We start from the raw sequence: 20,087 nt of genomic DNA on the forward strand, positions 1-20,087 counted from the left end.
CTGCAGTCCGACCGTGTTACGAGTAAAGGAGTTTTTTTATGCCTGTTCACATCGTGGGGGAAAGCAGGCTTCTCAGGGACATGTTTCTGACCATCTGTGAAGCACATGATTATGACACCGGACAGTGCTGCGGCACCCTGGCGGAGCTGCCACCGCTGCCGCAGCAGGACCTGGTTCTTTTTTACAGCCACGACACCGGCGCCGGGCTGGAGGCGGCGCTGCAGGGGTTTCGCGCCCGCAACGGCGCGGTGCATCTGATCCTGATCACCGGCGATGATTGCCCGCCGCCGGTGCAGGCGGGCTTCAGCCGCTACGCCGAGGCGGTGATCCCGGAACGCAAATCCGCCGATGCGCTGATCGCCGCCGTGCAGGTTGTGCAGGATGGCTATCGCATCGTGCTGCCGGACTGCGCGCTCGAGGACAAGCTCGGCAACTCGGCAGGTAACCCGCAGCCCACCGACACCACCCCCTGTCGCAGCGGCCCGGCGGCCCCGGAGAGAGAGACGAACGGGGCGTCGCGCGGCGGCCATGGGCTGTCGGACCGCGAGCAGCTGGTGCTGGCCAAGCTGACCGAAGGCGCCACCAACAAGAGCATCGCCAACGAGCTGGGCATCTGCGAGGCGACGGTGAAAGTGCACCTGCGCACCTGCTTCCGCAAGATCGGCGCCAAGAACCGCACCCAGGCCGCGCTGTGGGCCTCGGAGCGGCTGTCACCACCAACCACCCATTAGCCCGGACCCGCCCGGAGCGGCAGGCCACCACCGGGAGGCCGGGCCCGGGAAGGGAGAGGCCGCGGGATCCGGCTGCACGCCGGGCACACGACCGCGGCCCGACAGCGGGCCGCGGCATCCTGATGGGCCAGTCTGATGAGCCTGCGCGCAGAGGGGCCTGAGAGCCGCTGCTCGGGCCGCGCAGGCCTAGGTGATCGAGGATCAGTTGATCTTCGAGATCGCCAGGTGGGTGAGCTTGCTGTTGGCCGCCTTTTCCTGGTCGAGGATGGAGGTCAGCAGGTCATGCGCTTCTTCGTGGCCCAGCTCCTTGGCCCATTCGCGCAAGGTCCCGTAGCGGGCGATCTCGTAATGCTCGACCGCCTGGCAGGCGGCGATCAACGCGGCGTTCTTGCCGTCGCCGGTGGCTTCCTTCATCAGCCCTTCGGTTTCCTTGATCAGCCCCTCGATGGCATCGCATTTCTCGCCCGAGGGTTCCTCGCCGAGGGATTTGAACACTTTCTTCAGCGTCTCGACCTGGCCCTTGGTCTCTTCCAGATGCTCGTCGATGGCATCCTTCAGCGGCTTGCCATTGGCCGCTTCCCGAACCTCGGGCAGCGATTTCACGAGCTTGTTTTCGGCGTAGTAGATGTCCTGAAGGGTGTGCAGGAACACGTCGTTCAGCGTCTTCATGAGTTGATCCTCTCTGACAGGTTGCGCCCGTGGGGCGGGGTCGGGGCAGGGGCACCAAACGCTTGTGCGTGACAGGCCGGGGCGGCGCGCGCCGGGGGGCGGGGCAATCCGGCAGGGGTCACGGCGCCGGGGGCTGGACGCGGGGTGCTCCTTTGGTCTGACAACAACGGGCCGTTGCTGGCCCGTGACGGACAAACGCGCCGCCCCCCGCTGCCGTTCCCTGAAATCATCCGCCCGAGGCGCGGGGATCCGCCGCCGCGGGACCCGCGCGCGCCAGTGGTCCGGCGCGCCCACCGGGGCGGTCGCCGGAAATTTCCCCTAGTTAGACCCTGTTGCGCGGCGTTTCCGGTTCGAATCCCGGGGCGCCGTGGCGTGGCCCGGACGGTGATCTGCGGTGCTGCCGGTTAGATCTCGATATGCCGCGCCTGAGGTACGAGTGAATTGATCCGGGCGATATGCTCTGGCAGGCAGCGGCTGAGGAAATCGTATTTTCCCAGCACATGGGCACGGGCATTTGGCCCCAGGTGGGCGTAATCGCCGGGGTTGGCGAGCACATCCGCCACCTGGTCGGCCAGTTTTTCCGGGCTGAAGAAATCCACCAGCAGGCCGGTCTCGCCGTGGCTGATCGCCTCGCGCACCGGGGCCACGTCGGCGCCCACCACCGTCGCCTGCATCGCCATCGCCTCCAGGAGCGACCAGCTCAGCACGAAGGGCATGGTGAGATAGATGTGGCAGGAGCTCAGCTGGATGATGCGGCAGAGATCCGGGTAGGGCACCTTGCCGAGGAAATGCACCCGGCTCCAGTCGACGCTGTCGCCGAGCTCCTCCTCCATCTCGCCGCGCAAGCCCCCGGGGTGCTTGCTTTCGGCGCCATAGGAGGTGTCATTGCCGCCGATCATCAGCACGCGCGCATTGGGGCGCTGCGCCTGAAGGCGCGGCAGCGCGCGCATCATGATGTGAAAGCCGCGGGCGCGTTCCATGTTGCGGGCGATATAGGTGACCACCTCGTCCTCGCCGGTGAGCGCGCGCCCGAGCCGCCCCAGCCCGATGCTGGCCTTGGGGTCGGGGCCGAGCCGGTCGGCGCGGATGCCGTCATGGCAGAGATACATGCGGTCGTGGAAGGAGGCCGGGAAGCGGTCGCGCTGCCAGGCGGTGGGCACATGGCCGAGGTCGACCTGCTCGATGCTGACATAGGGCACCGCGTTGCGGGATTCGGCGAAGAAATAGGCCTGGTCGTTGGCCGGGTTCTCCGGGTCAAACCCCACCAGGCCGCCGCTGGTGCGGTAGAAATATTCAAAGAAGCCGATGATCGGCACATCCGGGTAGGGGTCTTTCATGTACAACAGCTCGCCCCAGCCGGTGTGGCCGATGATGATGTCCGGGGTAAATCCCGCATCCCGCAGCTGCCGCGCCGCCAGCGCCGCCCCCAGCCCTGCGCCCGCCGCCGCCTCCCAGTCGCGGCTGAGGCCGAAGGCGTCCTTGTCCGGGCTGTGAAAGGGTTTGTAGGTGGCGGTCTTGATGCCCGGCAGATGGACATCGTTGCGCTGGGTCAGAAAGACGATCTCATGGCCGCCCTGGGCTGCCAGCCAGGGGGCCAGCTCCCGGTACTGGCCGGGCATGTTCTGGTGCACAAACAGAATTTTCATGGCAGCAGGATTGCCGGGTCGCGCGCTGTTGCGCAAGGGCTGCGCGGCGGCTTGCCGTCACTCTGTTGCGCCGCTGCCTGTGCCGACGTAGGAGTGTGCAAAAGGCAGCTGCCGGAAATTTGGGGCGCAAGCGATGAAGATAGAAGAGACAGGATTGCCGGGGCTGAAGGTGGTGACCCCGGCGCGGTTTGGCGACGAGCGCGGTTTTTTCAGCGAGAGCTGGAGTCGGCGGCGGATGCAGGAGGCCGGGATTGATCTGGATTTCGTGCAGGACAACCACTCGCTGTCGGTGGCGCCGGGCATTTTGCGCGGCCTGCATTTCCAGGCGCCGCCCCATGCCCAGGACAAGCTGGTGCGCTGTGGCCGCGGCGCGCTGTTCGACGTGGCGGTGGACATCCGCAAGGGCTCGCCCAGTTACGGCAACTGGTTCGGCCTCGAGCTGACGCCGGAAAACGGCAAGCAGCTCCTGGTGCCCAAGGGGTTTTTGCATGGGTTCATCACCCGCGCCCCCGACACCGAGATCATCTATAAATGCACCGATTATTACGCGCCCGAATGCGACGGTGCCGTGGCCTGGGACAGCTGCGGCATCGACTGGGGGTTTGCGGGCACGCCGGTGCTGTCGGAGAAGGACGCCGCGGCGCCGCGGCTGGCCGATTTTGACAGCCCCTTCACCTGGGAAGGATAAGAGATGAAGCTTCTTGTGACTGGCGGCGCCGGTTTTATCGGATCGGCGGTGGTGCGGCTGGCGATCCAGCGCGGCCACCAGGTGGTGAACCTGGATGCGCTCACCTATGCCGCCTGCCTCGACAATGTGGCCGAGGTGGCGGACAGCCCGGCGTATGCCTTTGAGCAGGTCGATATCCGCGACCGCGCCGCGTTAGACACTGTTTTTGAGCGCCACCAGCCCGACGCGGTGATGCATCTGGCCGCCGAGAGCCACGTCGACCGCTCGATCGACGGGCCCGGTGATTTCATCGAGACCAATATCACCGGCACCTTTAATATGCTGGAAGCGGCGCGGAAATACTGGGTGCAGGCGGGCAAGCCGGAAGCCTTCCGCTTCCACCATATCTCCACCGATGAGGTTTATGGCAGCCTGCCCGCCGACCCCGCGGTGATGTTCACCGAGGAGACCGCCTACGATCCGCGCTCGCCCTATTCGGCCTCCAAGGCCGCGTCCGACCACCTGGTGCGGGCCTGGCACGAGACCTACGGGCTGCCGGTGGTGCTCACCAACTGTTCCAACAACTACGGCCCCTACCACTTCCCCGAAAAGCTCATCCCGGTGGTGATCCTCAATGCGCTGGCGGGCAAGCCGCTGCCGATCTACGGCGACGGCTCCAACGTGCGCGACTGGCTTTATGTCGAGGATCACGCCGATGCGCTCTTGCTGGTGGTGCAAAAGGGCGCGCTGGGGCGCAGCTACAACATCGGCGGCGAGAACGAGCGCACCAACCTGGAACTGGTGAACACTCTTTGCGAGATTCTCGACCAGAAACGCCGGCGTGCGGATGGCAAATCCTACAAGGAGCAGATCACCTTCGTGACCGACCGCCCGGGCCATGACGCGCGCTACGCGATCGACCCCTCCCGCATCCGCGAGGAGCTGGGCTGGCGGCCGTCCGTGACTGTCGAGGAGGGGCTGGAGAAGACCGTGCAGTGGTATCTCGACAATGAGGCCTGGTGGCGCGCGCTGCAGGACCGCGAGGGCGTTGGCCAGCGGCTGGGCACCGGGACGTGACGGGGCAGAACAGACACCCCCGGGGCGCGCAGCGGCCCGGGATGCACCTGCCCGCCCCGGGCAGGCACATCCCTCTGTCGTGGAAAGGAGCGCAGGCATGACCATTCTCGTATTCGGCAAGACCGGCCAGCTGGCGCGGGAACTGGCGGCGCATCAGGGCGTCGCCTGCCTCGGCCGCGATCAGGCGGATCTGAGCCACCCGGCGGCCTGCGCCGCCGCGATCCGCGCGGCGCAGCCGCAGATGGTGATCAATGCCGCCGCCTACACGGCCGTGGACCGCGCCGAGGAAGAAGAGGCGCTGGCCCAGGTGGTCAACGGCGCCGCCCCCGGTGCGATGGCGGTGGCCTGCGCGGAACTGGGCATTCCCTTTGTCACCGTCTCCACCGACTACGTGTTCGACGGCAGCGGTGAAGCGCCGTGGCAGCCCGGGGATGCGCCCGGCCCCCTGAACGCCTATGGCCGCTCGAAACTGGCGGGCGAGGACGCGGTGCGCGCGGCGGGCGGGGTGCATGCGATCCTGCGCACCTCCTGGGTGGTCTCGGCCCATGGCAATAATTTCGTGAAAACCATGCTGCGGCTGGGGCGGGACCGCGAGCGGCTGACCATCGTGGCGGATCAGACCGGCGCGCCGACACCGGCGCGCGCCATTGCCGCCGCCTGCCTGGAGATCGCCCGGCAGCTGGCGCAGGATCCGGCAAAATCCGGCACCTACCACCTGGCCGGCGCGCCGCAGACCAGCTGGGCGGATTTCGCCCGCGAGATCTTTGCCCAGGCGGGCGTGGACTGCGCGGTGGAGGATATTCCCACCACCGCCTATCCCACCCCGGCGGCACGGCCGCTGAATTCCCGGCTCGATTGCACCACGTTAGAGACTGTTTTCGGCCTGTCGCAGCCTGACTGGCGGCTGGGCCTCAAGGATATTCTGAAAGATCTGGGAGAGATCGCATGACAGAGAGCAAGCCCGGCGCAGGACCGGTTTCCGGCAGAAAAGGCATCATCCTGGCGGGCGGATCGGGTACCCGGCTCTATCCGATCACCATGGCGGTCTCCAAGCAGCTCTTGCCGCTCTATGACAAGCCGATGATCTATTACCCGCTGTCCGTGCTGATGCTGGCGGGGATCCGCGAGATCTGCATCATCACCACGCCGCAGGACCAGGAGCAGTTCATCCGCCTGCTGGGTGACGGCAGCCAGTGGGGGATCTCGCTCACCTATGTGGTGCAGCCCTCGCCGGACGGGCTGGCGCAGGCCTTCATCCTGGCCGAGGACTTTTTGGACGGCAGCCCTTCGGCGCTGGTGCTGGGCGACAACATCTTCTTTGGCCACGGGCTGCCCAAGCTGCTGGCGGCGGCGGATGCGCAGGCCGCGGGCGGCACCGTCTTCGGCTACCACGTGGCCGACCCGGAACGCTACGGGGTGGTGGATTTCAACGCCGACGGCACCGCCCGCGAGATCATCGAGAAGCCGGCCGTGCCGCCCTCGAACTACGCGGTGACGGGGCTGTATTTCCTCGATGGGTCGGCACCGCAGCGCGCCCGCAAGGTGCAGCCCAGCCCGCGCGGCGAGCTGGAGATCACCGATCTTTTGCAAAGCTACCTGAACGACGGCAGCCTGCGGGTCGAGACCATGGGCCGCGGCTATGCCTGGCTGGACACCGGCACCCATGGCTCCTTGTTGGACGCGGGCAATTTCGTGCGCACCCTGCAGGAACGCCAGGGGCTGCAGACCGGCTGCCCCGAGGAAATCGCCCATGAGCAGGGCTGGATCGATGACGGCCAGCTGCAGGCGCGGGCAGAGAAATTCGCCAAGAACGCCTATGGTGCCTACCTCGAGCGGCGGCTGAAGTAGCCCCTTGCGGTTTGGCATGGCAGCTATGCGCTGGTGCTGGTGGAACACGGATTGCCTGCGGAGGGTTTTGCGGATTATCAGCGGCCGTCCGTGATCCTTTCAACCTGACGTATTCCCATGGTAAAAAGCCTGCTTCCCCTGACCGCCCTGCTGCTGGGTTCTGCCTTCCTGCTGTTTGCAGGCGGGGTGAACAGCCTGATCCTGCCGATCCGCGGCGAGGCCGAGGGCTTCAGCGCGGCGGCGCTTGGCCTGCTGGGCACCGGCTGGGCGGTGGGCTATGTGATCGGCTGCCTGCGCACCCCGGCGATGGTGGCACGGGTCGGCCACATCCGCGCCTTTGGCGCGATGTGCGCGATCGCCGCCATCGCGGTGCTGCTGTCGCTGCTGATGATGACGCCCTGGGTCTGGATCCCGGTGCGGGCGGCGTCCGGCTTCTGCTTTGCGGGCGCGGCGATGATCGTCGAGAGCTGGCTGAACGAGCGCTCCGACGCCGCCTCGCGGGGGCGGGTCTTCGGCATCTACACGATGGTCAACCTGGCGGCGACCACGGCCGGGCAGATGGTGCTGACGCTGGGCGATGCCAGCGGCTTTTTCTTCTTCGTGCTGGCGGCGATGGTCTATTGCCTGGCGCTGCTGCCGACCGCGATCAGCGCCACCTCAACGCCGCGGCCGCTGACCCGGGTGTCGCTGGACCTGCCGCAGCTGTGGCGCAACTCGCCGATCGCGGTGTTCGCGGTGCTGATGGTGGGGATTTCCAATGCCGCCTTCGGCACGCTGGCGGCGGTCTATGCGGCGCGGATCGGCATGGAGCTGGAGGCGATCGCGTTGTTTGCAAGCCTGCCGATCCTGGCCGGCGCCGCCAGCCAGATCCCGGTCGGCATCGCCTCCGACAGGTTCGACCGGCGCAAGGTGCTGCTGGCGATCACCGCGGCGGCGGTGGTGGCCGATGCGCTGTTCCTGCTGGCCGGGGTGACGCAGCCGCAGCTGGCGCTGCTGCTGTCGGCGCTGTTCGGCGCGGCGGTGTTCTCGATGTATCCGGTGATCGCCGCCCATGCCAATGACCACGCCGAGCCGGGATCCTTCATCCAGGTCAGCGGCGGGCTGCTGCTGGTGTTCGGCATCGGCTCCATCATCGGCCCGGCGGCGGCCGGTTTCGCGATGAGCGCGCTGGGGGCGGCGGCGCTGTTTGCGGTGACCGGGGCGGCGCATGTGACGCTCATCCTGTTCGGCCTGCTGCGGCTGTGGATCGCGCCGCCGGTGGCGGCAGCGGACAAGATCGCCTTCCAGGCCAAGCCGCTGGCCCGCGCCTCGACCCCGGAGACCGCGGCGCTGGCCGCCGCGCCGTCGGAGGTGTCGCCGCCTTCCGCCGACACTTGACGGGGCGGTGGCGGCTCAGGCGGATGTGCAGGCGGGGACTCCCATGCTGATCAGCTGACTGCCTTTGACCTTGTAGACCCCGGAGAGCCGGTTGCGGCCTTCGGACAGGAACCACTCTCGCAAAGGGTGGGGGTAATATTGCGCCATCACCTGGCTGAAATAGTCGAAATCCTTCTGCGCCAGGCGTCGGCCACTTTGCGAGGGGCCATGGAAGCCGAAAGTGGTGTTGGGGTCCACGCAGGCCCCCGGCAGGCCGAGGAACATGGTGCAGGTGGAGTAGCAGACCCGGCCGCGAATCTCGACCTGCACGTTGTCCCGCTGCAGCTTGTTCAGCTCGACCAGTCGGTCATGCAGGTAGCCACCGCGGTCGCTGCCCACCACATAGGCCTGCCCGGCATGTGACGTGGCGGGAAGTAGCGCCAGGCCAAGCAAGGCTGCGGTGCGCGCCATCGGAAAACGAAGCGGGCGGCGGGGGTTCCAGAGAGTTGCTGCGGCTGATGCGATTTTCTGTGCCAGCATGGGCGGACCTCCAAAGCGTTAACAGGCGTTGAAGGTGGGTTAAGAAAGTCTTGCGCAGACGGCTGGCAGAGGATGTGGCGAAATTTCGCCCTTTGCCGAACATTTGTGAAAAATCCCCGGCAAGGGCAGGGCGCGACGCCGCACCGGGGCTGCGCTGCGGGCGTGGAACCCGCCGCACAAGCCCGGCTGAGGCGTGCCTTATTCGATGATCCCGGCGCGGCTGAAGACGCCGAAAAAGTTGCCGAAGATGTTGGAGATCGTCAGCGCGTCGTTGATCGGCGATTCTGTCGCCATGACCAGGTCGCCGGGGTTGATCTGGAACTGGCGCGCCGAGAACAGCCCGTCGGCGGAGGTGAGATCCAGCGAGAACACCACCCGCTGCTGGCGCGGCCCGCGCTGGCCCGGTGCGATCGCCGAGGCCGGGTATTCGCGCAGGATCAACAGCCCCTTCGGGTCGGCCTTGCCGTCCTGGAAGCCGCCAGCCACTGACATCGCGTCCATCGCCGACATCTCGTCCTTGGTGAAGATATGCAGATCTTCCTTGCCGGTGGCGCCGAAGGACAGGAAATAGCGCGAGTCCTCCTCGACGAAGACCCGGTCGCCGCCGCGCAGCAGCGTGTCCAGGCGCGGGTTGTCCAGCAGCCGCTCGACCGAGGTGCCATAGATGTTCTGGCCACGCACCAGCCGGATCTGCGGGTTGTTGAGGGTCGGGCTGATGCCGCCGCCGGCCGCGATCAGCCCCATCACCGTGTAGTTGCGGTCGGGCATCGGGTAGGTGCCGGGATTGGCAACACCGGAGACCAGGTCCACCGAATTGCCGCGCCCCTCGGCCATCGCCAGCTGCACCTGGGCGGATGGCACCACCGGCTCCAGGGCTTCCTGCAGCTTGCGCCGCGCCAGGTCCGGCGTCAGGCCGCGCACGTTCACATCGCCGACATAGGGCATGAAGATGGTGCCGTTGGAGGCCACTTTCATGTCCTGAAGCTGCACCATCTTCTGCTCGCCGGTGGTGAGCAGCGAATTGTCGTTGCTGTCCCAGATGCTGAGGGTCAGCTGGTCGCCGGGCTGGATGATCTGGGTCTTTGCGCCCTGGTGCCCCGGCAGCCAGCGCAGCCGCTCCTGCTTGCCGGTGCCGGGCCAGGTCGCGACCACCGGCAACAGCGCCCGGTTCACCCGGTAGAAGGCGAAATCGGCATCCGCCTCGCCGGATTGCTTCAGGATTTCCTCGCTGGCGGGGGCGCCTCCGGGCAGGCGGGAACAGGCTGCGGGCAGAAGGGTCAGGCTGGCAGCAGCAGCGAACCAGAAAAGAAATTTCAGCATCGGGAGCCTGTCATTGAAAGCCCGGCACGGGGTCCGGGGCAGGGCTGGCGCGCCTCGGGAAGCGCTTTGATTTTTGTTGGCGCAAAGGATACTGGGCTGGAGCAGAGGGTCAACAGGAACGGGCAGCGTGAGATGACAAAACCCGCGGTTTTGGTTCTGGGGGCAACAGGGCGGATCGGGCAGCTGTTGCAGCTGTGCCCGCCAGAGGGGATGGCGCTGCGCCTGCAGCGCCGCCGCGCGCCGCAGGCGCAGGGCGCGACGGCGGACACCTGGGCGGACAGCTGGCATGTGCTGGACCCGCTGGCAGAGCCTGCCGCGCTCAGCCGTGCGGCCCGCGGGGCGACCACGATCCTGTGCCTGGCCGGGCCGGTGCCGGGACGCGGAAGTGAACCGATGCAGGCGCATGTCGCGCTGGCCCTCGCGGCGGTGCGCGCCGCGGCGGCGGCGCAGGCGCGGGTACTGCTGGCTTCCTCGGCGGCGGTCTACGGTGCCCAAGGCGGGCTGTTGGCAGAAACGGCTACGCTGCGTCCCGCCAATGCCTATGGCGCGGCCAAGGCGGAGATGGAGACGCGCGCCGCGGCGCTGGCGGCGGAGCTGGGCGTGGCGGTGACGATGCTGCGGATCGGCAATATTGCCGGTTTCGATGCCATTCTGGGCGGCTGGCGGCCGGGCTTTGCGCTGGATCGCCTGGCCGATGGGCGCAGCCCGCGGCGCAGCTACATCGGCCCGCGCAGCCTGGCGCGGGTGCTGGCGGCCTTGCTGGCGGCGCCGGACCTGCCACCGGTGCTGAACCTGGCGCAGCCCGGCCCGGTGGAGATGGCCGCCCTGCTGCGCGCGGCCGGGCACCCTTTTGCCTGGCAGCAGGCCGCTGCCGGGGCCATTGCCGAAGTGGCGCTGGACTGCCGCCTGCTTGCGGCGTATCTGCCCTTTGCGCTGGAGACGGCCGATCCGGCGCAGATGGTCGCCGAATGGGGCGACCTGGCCCCGCATTTCACCGAGGAGAGCCGCCGCTGATGACTTGGCGCAAACGTATTTTCGATCTGTTCTTTGCCAGTCTTCTGATTGTCTTTCTTGGCCCGGTGCTGTTGCTGCTGCTGGGCTGGCTGCTGCTCAAGGAAGGGCGGCCGCTGTTCTACGTCGCCGAGCGCATGAAGACACCGGACCAGTCGTTTTCCCTGTGGAAGCTGCGCACCATGACGGTGGTGGATCGCGATGCCGGCGTGTCGGGCGGTGACAAGCGCGCGCGGATCACCCGCACCGGCGCCTGGCTGCGTTCGAAACGGCTGGATGAGTTCCCGCAGCTGTGGAACATCCTCAAGGGGGATCTGTCCTTTGTCGGCCCGCGCCCGCCGCTGCGCCAATATGTCGAGGCGCATCCCGAGCTTTATGCCGAGGTGCTGAAGTCGCGCCCCGGCGTGACCGGCCTGGCCTCGATCACCTATCACCGCCACGAGGCGGCGTTGCTGGCGCGCTGCACCAGCGCGGCGGAAACCGATGCGGTCTATTCGCGGCTTTGCGTGCCGATGAAGGCGCGGCTGGACCTGATCTACCAGCGTCACCAGAGCATGTGTTTCGATTTTGCCATCGTGTTCCAGACCATCGGCAACATCTTCCTGCGCCGCGGCTGAGAGCTGCCGCCGGAACGGATCGCCGAGAGGCGCCGCTGGGACGGGCGGCGAGTTTCCGCTTTGCCTGTTTTGTGGAACCGGCAAAGCGGAGTATGCTCGAATCTGTGTTTCAGGAGCCGCGCATTGGATTTCAGCGCATCGTGGCATGTTGGTTTCCACGGTTTTCTGCTATGCGCCAGCAGGGGCTGGCGAAACGGTAAAACGGGTTTCGAGCAAACAGGCAACAAGTGGGACGTATGCGGAAATTGAAAGCAGGCATGTTCAATCTGATCAGCGGGCTGTCGCGCAGGCAGAAATCCTACGCTTTTCTCGCTGTCGATCTGCTGCTCTTGCCGCTGGCGTTGCTGTTCACCTTCGGGGTGCAGCCATTGCCCGACACGCCCTTGGCCACCCTGGGGCAGCTGCTGCCGGTGTTGCCCTATGTGCTGGCAGCGACCGCGGCGCTGGCGCTGTGGCTGGGGCTGCCGCGGGTGCAGCTCAATGCCTATGAACGTCATGCCGCGGCCCAGAGCGCCTTGCTGGCGGCGGCCAGCGCCCTGGTGCTGGCGCTGTTGGCGGCCACCTTTGGCCCGGCCCTGGGGCAGGGCACCTTCGTTGTATTTGCGATCTGCTATTTCCTGTTCATGGTGGTGTCCCGCGCGGTGATGCTGCAGATGGTGCTGGCGATCTACCGCCGCGCCCAGCCGCGCTGCCGGGTGCTGATCTATGGCGCCGGCAACACCGGCACCCAGCTGGCGCAGGCGCTGAAGGCGCATGACGGCATCGATCCGGTCGCCTTTGCCGATGACAACACCTCGCTGCAGGGGCTGACCCTGGTGGGGCTGCCGGTCTACGCCCCGGCGCGGATCGCGGACATCGTGCAGACGCGCCAGATCCGACGGGTGCTCCTGGCGATGCCCTCGCAGAGCCAGCCGCGCCAGGCGCAGATCATCCAGCGGCTGCAGAAACTGGGGCTGGAGGTGCAGGCGCTGCCGTCCTTTGCGCAGCTGGTCGGCGAGGAAGCCCTGGTCGACAAGCTGACGCCGGTGGCCCCGCAGGCCTTTCTGGGGCGGGCGGCGCGCAATGTGCCGCTGAAGGACGCGGCCGGCGCCTACAAGGGCAAGGTGGTGCTGGTGTCCGGTGCCGGCGGCTCGATCGGAGCGGAGCTCTGCCGCCAGGTGCTGACCTGCCGTCCCGCGAAACTGGTGCTGTTCGAACTGTCGGAACTGGCGCTTTACACCATCCACCAGGAGTTGAGCCAGCTGATCGAGGGCACCGGCAGCGGCATCGAACTGGTGCCGGTGCTGGGCTCGGTCACCGATCCGCGTCAGGTGCGCATGGTGCTGCACCAGCACCAGGTGCAGGTGGTGCTGCATGCGGCGGCCTACAAACATGTGCCGCTGGTCGAGGCGAACCCCTTGCCCGGGCTGGCCAACAACGTCTTCGGCACCCAGACCCTCGCCCGCGCCGCCGCCCGCGTCGGGGTCGAGCGCTTCATCCTGATCTCCTCGGACAAGGCGGTGAACCCGGCCAATGTGATGGGGGCCTCGAAACGGCTGGCGGAGCTGATCGTGCAGGATCTGGCCACCCGGTTTGGTGGCAAGACGGTCTTTACCATGGTGCGCTTCGGCAACGTGCTGGGCTCCTCCGGCTCGGTGGTGCCCCTGTTCCAGGAGCAGATCAGCCGCGGCGGACCGGTCACCGTCACCGATCCCAATGTGAAACGGTTCTTCATGACCATCAGCGAGGCGGTGCAGCTGGTGCTGCAGGCGGGCGACATGGCCCAGGGCGGCGAGGTCTTCGTGCTCGACATGGGGGAGCCGGTGCCGATCCTGCAGCTGGCGCGCCAGGTGATCGAAAGCGCGGGCCACAGTGTGCGGGACGCCGAGAATCCGGAGGGGGACATCGAGATCCAGATCATCGGCCTGCGCCCCGGCGAGAAGATGGAAGAGGAGCTGACGCTGAGCGAGGAGCTGATCCACACCAGGCATCAGAAGATCTTCTGCGCCCGGGAAACCGTGCTGTCGGAGATCGAGGTGGCCGGCTGCCTGCGCAGCCTGCGGCGCGCGATTGCCGCCGGAGACGAGGCCGCCGCGCTGCAGGTGATCCGCCATTGGGTCGAGGGCTATGGCCCGGCCTCGGAGCGCGTCGCGCCGGAAGCGGCCTCCTGACACCGTGTCGCCCGGCCCGCGAAAGATTCGCTCCGGTAGCCGGGACGCGCGTGATGTGCGGCAGCGACGCTGCACTGTCGGCAAAAACCATGCGCGCGGCTGCCGGGGCGATTGATCCGGCCGGGCCATCCATGTTCTAACCGCGATCAGCCCCTCCCCGCGGGGGCGCCGAAAACCCAAGGCAGCAACCAAAACCGGCGCGTCAGCCGGTCGTTCCAACAGGCAGTTTGCGTTCCGTGATCCGTTTCAAGCCCCTCCAGCGCTCCGCCCGGATTCAGGCCGTCGTCGCCGCGCTTCTGGTCCTGTCCGCCCCGGCCGTCCAGGCACAGCGTCCCGACATCACCCGTGATGTCCCTGACGCGGCTGCGGGCACCGCCGAAGCCGCACCGCGGCTGAAACCGCTGCCGCCCCCCAGCCTCAACTTCTATGGCAGCCCCGGCATCATCGACATGCCAAGCGCCGACATGCTGCCGGACGGGCAATACGCGGTGAGCTATTCCTGGTTCGGCGGCACCTCGCGCTACAACATAACCTTCCAGGCGTTGCCCTGGCTGTCGGCCTCCTTCCGCTACAACGGCATCCAGACCAATGGCGCACAAATTGCCGGCTTTGATACCTATTACGACCGCGGCTTTGATGTCCGGGCCCGGCTCTGGCGCGAGCGCCGCTGGCTGCCCGAGGTCACCATGGGGCTGCAGGATTTTGCCGGCACCGGGGTCTACGCGGCGGAATATTTCACCGCCACCAAACGATTTGAAGCCGCGGCCCTGGGCTGGGGCCGCACCCCGGGGCGGCTGAAAGTGACCGCAGGCCTGGGCTGGGGCCGCCTGGGCAGCCATGGGGCGATCGCCAGCACCGGCGGCCAGCGGCCGGCCTTTGTCGGGGGCGATACCGGCGGGGAGCTGTCCTACGACCAGTGGTTCCGCGGTGATGTGGCGCCCTTTGCCGGCCTCGAATGGCAGCCCGATGATCGCTGGAGCCTGAAGGCGGAATATTCCTCCGATGCCTACACGCTGGAAACCGGAGCGCCCAACGTCTTCGAGCGCAAGTCCTCGCTCAACTACGGGGTGGAATACCAGTATTCCGACCGGCTGCGGCTGGGGGCCTATTATCTGTATGGCTCCGAGGTCGGGTTCACCGCGCAGATCCAGCTGAACCCGAACCAGCCGCCCACCCCGATGGCGGTGCCCGCATCGCAGCCCGTCGCGCCGCGCAGCCAATGGGCCACCGAGGAGGCGCACTGGCGCCAGGACTGGGCGGCCAGCGTGCCCAAGAAACAGAAAATCCGCGATCTTGCCGCCGAGGCGCTGAAGGCAGAGGGGCTGGTGCTGGAATCCATTACCCTCAAGGCCACCGAGGCCGAGCTGCGCTATCGCAACCCGCGCTACCGCTCCGCCTCTCAGGCAGCGGGACGGGCTGCCCGGGCCCTGGCCCGCACCCTGCCGCCGTCGGTGGAGACCTTCCGCCTGGTGCCGGTGCGCCGTGGCACCGGCCTGGCCGCCATCGAGCTGCGCCGCTCGGACCTGGAGGCGCTGGAATTCTCTCCCGAGGCGGCGGATGCGCTGTTTGCCGCCAGCGGGGTACATGACGCGGGTCCGCAGCCGCAGGAGGCGATTGTCTCGGCCGAGTTGTACCCGGCCTTCACGAGCTCGATCGGCCCCTATACCGAGCCCGCCTATTTCGATCCGGACCAGCCGTTCCGGCTGGATGTGGGGCTGAATCTGAAGGCCTCTTATGCGCCGGCGCCGGGCTGGCGCATTGCCGGCGCCATCCGCCAACGCATCTGGGGCAACGTGCAGGACGGACGTGCCTCCAACTCGGTGCTGCCGCATGTGCGCACCGATCAGGTGGAATACGCCCAATACGGCACCACCCTGGAAAGCCTCTATGTCAGCCGGTTCTGGAAACCGGGGGGGGACCTTTATGCCCGCACCACCGCAGGTTTGTTCGAAAGCATGTATGGCGGTGTTTCGGGCGAAGTGCTGTGGAAGCCGGTGAACAGCCGCCTCGGCCTGGGTGTCGAAGCCAATTACGTCGTCCAGCGTGATTTCGACCAGCGGTTTTCCTTCCGCGATTACAAGACCTTCACTGGCCATGCCTCGGCCTATGCTGAACTGGGCAAGGGCTATCAGTTGCAGCTGGACGCGGGCCGCTACCTGGCCGGCGACTACGGTGGCACCGTCACGCTCGACCGGGAATTCAACAACGGGTTTTTGGTCGGCGCCTTCTTCACCCTCACCAATGTCTCGGCCGAGGATTTCGGCGAGGGATCCTTTGACAAGGGCTTCCGTTTCAGCATTCCGGTTGACTGGTTCCTGGGCAAGCCGTCGCGCTCCAGCCTGGGGCTGACCATCCGCCCGACCCAGCGCGATGGCGGCCAGAAAGTCTCGGTGCCGGACCGGCTTTATGGCCAGGTGCGCGAGGCCCACCGCAAGAGCCTGGAAGACCAGCGCGCGAGGTTCTGGGAATGATGATGCTCCGTCTTGCCCCTGCGGCCCTGCTGGCTGCCGCCCTCGTGCTGGCGGGCTGTGCCCGCGGTCCGGAAAAACCCTCCGCCCAACTGGAAGTGGCGCAGGCGGTGGGGCAGTATGTCCTGCGCCGCCGCAACCCGCCGCCGCCGCCGGCGCAGCTGACCCGGGCTCTGCTGGACCAGGAGACCCAGCCCTATCTCGAGGCCACCATCGAGAACCGGGATGCCAAGGCCTATCTGATCCGCAGCTTCAGCCGCAGTGATGATCACCCTGGCCGGATCGAGGTCTGGCGCACCCAGGACAATGTCTCGCTGGCGCTGCGCCAAGGCATGGTGACGGCCACGCGCGGACTTGGCGGCGGGCTGCTGTCGGCCTCGGTTCCGGCGGCAGCGGGCCAGGCCGGCCCCGTGCGCGGGGGCGCGCGCACCTATGTGCTGCGGGACAAGGGCAACGGCCAGACGCGGCTGACGCTGGCCTGCAGCCTGCATGATCTTGGCCCCGAGCCGGTAAAGATCGTTGAGCTGACCCATCCGACCCGCCGCCTGCAGGAACGCTGCGAGGGGGCGGGGGGCGTGGTGGTCAATGACTACTGGATCGATTCTCGCCCAGGTCACAGCCAGGTCTGGCAGTCCCGGCAATGGGCCGGACCGGAGGTCGGGTATATCCGCATTCGCCAGCTGTGGCGGTGAGCCAGGCTGTTTTATGTTGAGTCTTCGCGCTTTTGCGGCAACGGCGGCAAAAAATCGGTGGCGCTAGGAGGATTTCAACAATTTTGCAGCTAATCCCTGCGTTGAAATGAACGCAGGCCTCCCCTAAGGTCGGCCGTAACGGGCCCCTTTCCAAGTTCTCCAGAGGAGTATGACAATGAAACATCTACTGACTGCCCTGACCCTGGCAGCCCTGACCTCGGCCACTGCCGTTTCCGCTCAGACCGCAGCCGCACCTGGCGGCGGCGCGGGTGCTGGCGCGGGTGCTGGTGCAGGCGTTGGCGCCGGTGCTGGCGTTGGCACAGGTGTCGGACTCGGCGGCGCGCTTGGCGGTCTGAGCGTTGGTGCCGCGGCTGGCGCGCTGGCTGGTCTTGTGGTGCTGGGTGTTGTGGTCAGCGATGACGAAACCGGAACCAGCACCACCCCCACCACCGATTGATACGCGGCGGGCAGGCCGATTGGTCTGGGATTTTCTGGAAACGGGCCTTTGTGGGCCCGTTTTTTCATTTCGGCTTGCAATCGGATGTGCCTGCGCTGAGGCGAAACTTACGGATCTTCCCTGATTGATACCTTTGAGTTGTTTGCGCGCCAGCGCCAGATTGTATCTAAGTTGCTGATTTTCAATGAAAATATGGATGAGTCGGCGTTGCGTCGGTCTAAAGCATATTGTTTGGCATTTAAGTGCTTGTTTTTAATGGCTTCGACACGAAAGCGGCAACGATTGCGGCAAACCTCTGAGAGGGGTTGATCCCCATGATTGTTCTCGCGCTTCCAGCACCACCTTCGCCTTGAACTCCGGCGAAAGCTGCTTCCGTTTCGACATCTCTGATCTCCTCTTCGTCGAAGATCATCAGACTATGGCGCGTCAATCTGAGTGAGACGCCAGCGACAATCAGGATGAGATTCTATGTCGCGGCATCGGTGACGTTATCATCGTGATTGCCGCTGGCAAGATTTTCTTCGGCTGCTGTTTGTCGCTCCGCGTCAATCAGCGGTGTATTGTTGATTGTCGCGTAAGCGGCAGGCCTGCCTCTCTTCCGTTTCGCCTCCATCGCCGTCCGCCGTCTGTAGCTTTCCACGTTCATCTCGAAGATGGTGGCATGGTGGACGAGCCTGTCGACGGCCGCGAGCGTCATTGCCGGATCGGGGAAGACCTTGTTCCATTCGCCGAAGGGCTGATTGGCGGTGATCATGATGGACCGCCTCTCGTACCGCGCCGAGATCAGCTCGAAGAGAACGCTGGTTTCGGCCTGGTCCTTGGTGACATAGGCGAGATCATCGAGGATGATTAGATCGAACTTGTCCAGTTTCGCAATCGCGGCCTCGAGCTGCAGTTCCCTGCGGGCCACCTGCAGCTTCTGGACAAGATCGGTGGTTCTCGTGAAGAGCACCCGCCAGCCGTTCTCGATCAGTGTCAGACCAATGGCGGCCGCGAGATGGCTCTTGCCGCCGCCGGGCGGGCCGAACATCAGGACATTGGCGCCCTTGGCCAGCCAGCTGTATCCCGCCGCCATGGCCATGACCTGTGCTTTTGAGATCATTGGAACGGCGTCGAAGTCGAAGCTGTCCATCGTCTTCCCGGGCGGCAGGTGCGCTTTGGCAAGATGGCGGGCGATCCTGCGGTGGGCGCGTTCGGCCAGTTCGTGCTCTGCAATAGCGGCCAGGAAGCGGGCGGCAGGCCAGCCCTCCCGGTCAGCCTGTTCGGCGAATTGCGGCCAGAGGATCTTGATGGTCGTCAGCCGCAGGTCGTTCAGCATGATGCTGAGGCGGGCCTCATCAACGGTATGGGAGCTCGTCATGCCGGTACTCCTGCTGCATCCGCCGTTTTGACGAGGGCTTCATAGCTGTCCAGGGACACGGATTGCACAGTGACGGACGGCAGACAGGCCGGGTCCGGGGCGAAGTGCCTTCGAAGGACAGCAATGTCGGGGAGACCGCCGGCCTCGAGCACCTTGGCCAGTTCCGCCGCCAGCGCCCGCTCGCAGCTGCGCTCATGCGCCAGGGCAAGCAGCTCGACTGTGATCTTGCAGGCCTGCCGTTCGGGCAGCCGGTCGATGAGCGCCTCGAAGGCACGCCGGTACTCCTGGCGCGGGAAGAGCTTGTCGCGGTAAACGAGATGCAGAAGGGCCATGGGCTTTCTGCGCAGCGAATGGATGACATGGTGATAGTTCACGACCTGGTCATGCTTGCCGTTCGCCTTGGCCCGCCCCTTGGGCAGGGTCAGCAGGTGGGTGCCGCCGGAGAAGACATCCAGCCTGTCGTCAAACAAGCGCACGCGCAGCCTGTGCCCAATCAGGTGGGAGGGCACGGTGTAGAAGACCTTGCGCAACGTGAAGCCGCCGGTGCTGGAAACGGTGACGATCACCTCCTCGAAGTCCGTGGTGCGGCGTGCGGGCAGCCCCTGCAGATATGGCCGTTCGGCTGCGATACGCTTGCCGCGGGCCGCATTGCGGCGCCCCACGATCTCGTCGATGAAGGCGCGGTAGCCATCGAGATCGCCGAAGTCGGCGCTGCCCCGCATCAGCAGCGCATCCCGGATCGCGCTCTTGAGATGGCCGTGGGCGCTTTCGATCGAGCCATTCTCATGCGCCACCCCCTTGTTGTTCCGCGTCGGCGTCACCCGCGATGGGAGCCGTGAGGTTCTGGGCTTGTGGATCGCCGAGAACGAGGGCGCCAAATTTTGGCTCTCTGTGATGAACGAGATGAAGAACCGGGGCGTCCAAGACATCCTGATCGCTGTCGTGGACGGGCTGAAGGGCTTTCCTGAGGCCATCACCGCTGCCTTCCCGGATGCCATGGTCCAGACCTGCATCGTGCATCTGGTGAGCCATTCCCTGAATTTCTGTTCCTGGAAGGATCGCAAAGCCGTGGCCGCCGACCTGCGCCGGATTTACAGCGCCCCGACTGCCGATTTGGCTGAAGCTGAGCTCGATGCCTTCGAGGAGAAATGGGCCGGGAAATACGCCTCCATCGCCCCGGCCTGGCGCCGCGCATGGCAGGAGGTAATCCCGTTCTTTGCCTTCGATCCGGCGATCCGGAAAATCATTTACACCACGGATGAGATCGACAAGACATTTCCGCCGGAATCTTCTATTCTTTGGCAGTGTGGTCGACCTCGGGGCGAAGCGTGGCGTGCCGGCTGGAAGCGTCACCGGGCAGCCTATTCAGTCCCTGCCGGTTTGAGGCGGCCGCACACCCGCCCTGTTTTGGAGGGTGTGGCCGCCAGGCCGCCACGAAGTGCTCGTAGCTTTTCTCCGCTTGCTCAGCGATCTTGGCT

The 20,087-nt window shown here is 66.1% G+C and carries 17 protein-coding genes and 2 pseudogenes; 13 read left to right on the top strand and 6 right to left on the bottom strand.

From position 1 onward, the window contains the following. Positions 1 to 38 precede the first annotated feature (38 nt). Positions 39 to 731 (top strand): LuxR C-terminal-related transcriptional regulator, encoded by a 693-nt coding sequence (locus AB9K35_RS19255; protein ID WP_369928616.1) that lies wholly within the window; start codon positions 39 to 41, stop codon positions 729 to 731. Positions 732 to 932: 201 nt separating this feature from the next. On the opposite strand, the gene AB9K35_RS19260 is transcribed toward AB9K35_RS19255, so the two are convergent. Together AB9K35_RS19260 and AB9K35_RS19265 are read right to left on the bottom strand one after the other, a co-directional pair. Beyond that, entirely contained in the window at positions 933 to 1,400 is a 468-nt protein-coding gene (locus tag AB9K35_RS19260; protein ID WP_369928618.1) for a ferritin-like domain-containing protein, read from the bottom strand. Between the two features lie 404 nt (positions 1,401 to 1,804). Beyond that, positions 1,805 to 3,046 (bottom strand): glycosyltransferase family 4 protein, encoded by a 1,242-nt coding sequence (locus tag AB9K35_RS19265; RefSeq protein ID WP_369928619.1) that lies wholly within the window; start codon positions 3,044 to 3,046, stop codon positions 1,805 to 1,807. A 133-nt stretch (positions 3,047 to 3,179) separates the two neighbouring features. On the opposite strand from AB9K35_RS19265, the gene rfbC reads away from it, so the two are divergent. The 5 genes from rfbC (at position 3,180) to AB9K35_RS19290 (ending at position 8,015) form a co-directional block, all read left to right on the top strand. After that, entirely contained in the window at positions 3,180 to 3,734 is a 555-nt protein-coding gene (rfbC, locus tag AB9K35_RS19270) for a dTDP-4-dehydrorhamnose 3,5-epimerase (RefSeq protein WP_369928621.1), read from the top strand. A gap of 3 nt (positions 3,735 to 3,737) precedes the next feature. Then, positions 3,738 to 4,790 carry a dTDP-glucose 4,6-dehydratase gene (gene rfbB / locus AB9K35_RS19275; protein ID WP_369928623.1) on the top strand — a complete coding sequence of 351 codons (1,053 nt, stop codon included), beginning with the start codon at positions 3,738 to 3,740 and terminating at the stop codon, positions 4,788 to 4,790. A 97-nt stretch (positions 4,791 to 4,887) separates the two neighbouring features. Next, positions 4,888 to 5,739, top strand: coding sequence for a dTDP-4-dehydrorhamnose reductase (gene rfbD, locus AB9K35_RS19280; RefSeq protein WP_369928625.1), 852 nt, complete (start codon positions 4,888 to 4,890; stop codon positions 5,737 to 5,739). After that, on the top strand, positions 5,736 to 6,638 hold the full coding sequence (gene rfbA, locus AB9K35_RS19285) for a glucose-1-phosphate thymidylyltransferase RfbA (protein WP_369928627.1): 903 nt from the start codon (positions 5,736 to 5,738) through the stop codon (positions 6,636 to 6,638). Before rfbD ends, rfbA begins: the two co-directional genes overlap by 4 nt. A 117-nt stretch (positions 6,639 to 6,755) precedes the next feature. Further along, positions 6,756 to 8,015, top strand: a complete 1,260-nt coding sequence (locus AB9K35_RS19290) for an MFS transporter (protein ID WP_369928629.1) — start codon at positions 6,756 to 6,758, stop codon at positions 8,013 to 8,015. 15 nt (positions 8,016 to 8,030) lie between these two features. On the opposite strand, the gene AB9K35_RS19295 is transcribed toward AB9K35_RS19290, so the two are convergent. Next, positions 8,031 to 8,534, bottom strand: a complete 504-nt coding sequence (locus tag AB9K35_RS19295) for a hypothetical protein (RefSeq protein WP_369928631.1) — start codon at positions 8,532 to 8,534, stop codon at positions 8,031 to 8,033. A gap of 198 nt (positions 8,535 to 8,732) precedes the next feature. Beyond that, positions 8,733 to 9,854: a polysaccharide biosynthesis/export family protein gene (locus AB9K35_RS19300; protein WP_369928633.1), complete on the bottom strand. Its 1,122-nt coding sequence runs from the start codon at positions 9,852 to 9,854 to the stop codon at positions 8,733 to 8,735. Positions 9,855 to 9,986: 132 nt separating this feature from the next. On the opposite strand from AB9K35_RS19300, the gene AB9K35_RS19305 reads away from it, so the two are divergent. The 6 genes from AB9K35_RS19305 (at position 9,987) to AB9K35_RS19330 (ending at position 17,249) form a co-directional block, all read left to right on the top strand. Then, a complete protein-coding gene (locus tag AB9K35_RS19305; protein ID WP_369928635.1) occupies positions 9,987 to 10,868 on the top strand; it encodes an NAD-dependent epimerase/dehydratase family protein in 882 nt (293 codons plus the stop codon). Beyond that, positions 10,868 to 11,482, top strand: coding sequence for a sugar transferase (locus AB9K35_RS19310; RefSeq protein WP_369928637.1), 615 nt, complete (start codon positions 10,868 to 10,870; stop codon positions 11,480 to 11,482). Before AB9K35_RS19305 ends, AB9K35_RS19310 begins: the two co-directional genes overlap by 1 nt. A gap of 257 nt (positions 11,483 to 11,739) precedes the next feature. Beyond that, complete coding sequence (locus AB9K35_RS19315) at positions 11,740 to 13,632, top strand: polysaccharide biosynthesis protein (protein WP_369928639.1); 1,893 nt, start codon at positions 11,740 to 11,742, stop codon at positions 13,630 to 13,632. Between the two features lie 236 nt (positions 13,633 to 13,868). Further along, complete coding sequence (locus AB9K35_RS19320) at positions 13,869 to 16,103, top strand: YjbH domain-containing protein (RefSeq protein ID WP_369928641.1); 2,235 nt, start codon at positions 13,869 to 13,871, stop codon at positions 16,101 to 16,103. Continuing rightward, positions 16,100 to 16,792: a YjbF family lipoprotein gene (locus AB9K35_RS19325; protein ID WP_369928643.1), complete on the top strand. Its 693-nt coding sequence runs from the start codon at positions 16,100 to 16,102 to the stop codon at positions 16,790 to 16,792. Before AB9K35_RS19320 ends, AB9K35_RS19325 begins: the two co-directional genes overlap by 4 nt. Positions 16,793 to 16,967: 175 nt before the next feature. Next, on the top strand, positions 16,968 to 17,249 hold the full coding sequence (locus tag AB9K35_RS19330) for a hypothetical protein (RefSeq protein WP_369928645.1): 282 nt from the start codon (positions 16,968 to 16,970) through the stop codon (positions 17,247 to 17,249). A gap of 466 nt (positions 17,250 to 17,715) precedes the next feature. Here the strand turns inward: AB9K35_RS19330 and istB are convergent, their stop codons facing one another. Further along, entirely contained in the window at positions 17,716 to 18,567 is an 852-nt protein-coding gene (gene istB, locus AB9K35_RS19335; protein WP_369928647.1) for an IS21-like element helper ATPase IstB, read from the bottom strand. Positions 18,568 to 18,605: 38 nt separating this feature from the next. After that, positions 18,606 to 19,433, bottom strand: a pseudogene (locus AB9K35_RS19340) (IS21 family transposase); the annotation flags it as partial. Here AB9K35_RS19340 and AB9K35_RS19345 point away from each other — a divergent pair. Then, positions 19,420 to 19,878 (top strand): annotated as a pseudogene (locus tag AB9K35_RS19345) (transposase); the annotation flags it as partial. The pseudogenes AB9K35_RS19340 and AB9K35_RS19345 sit on opposite strands and share 14 nt — an antisense overlap. Positions 19,879 to 20,087 lie beyond the last annotated feature (209 nt).

This window comes from Leisingera sp. XS_AS12 (assembly GCF_041224635.1).
In the GTDB taxonomy this organism is placed as follows: Bacteria; Pseudomonadota; Alphaproteobacteria; order Rhodobacterales; family Rhodobacteraceae; genus Leisingera.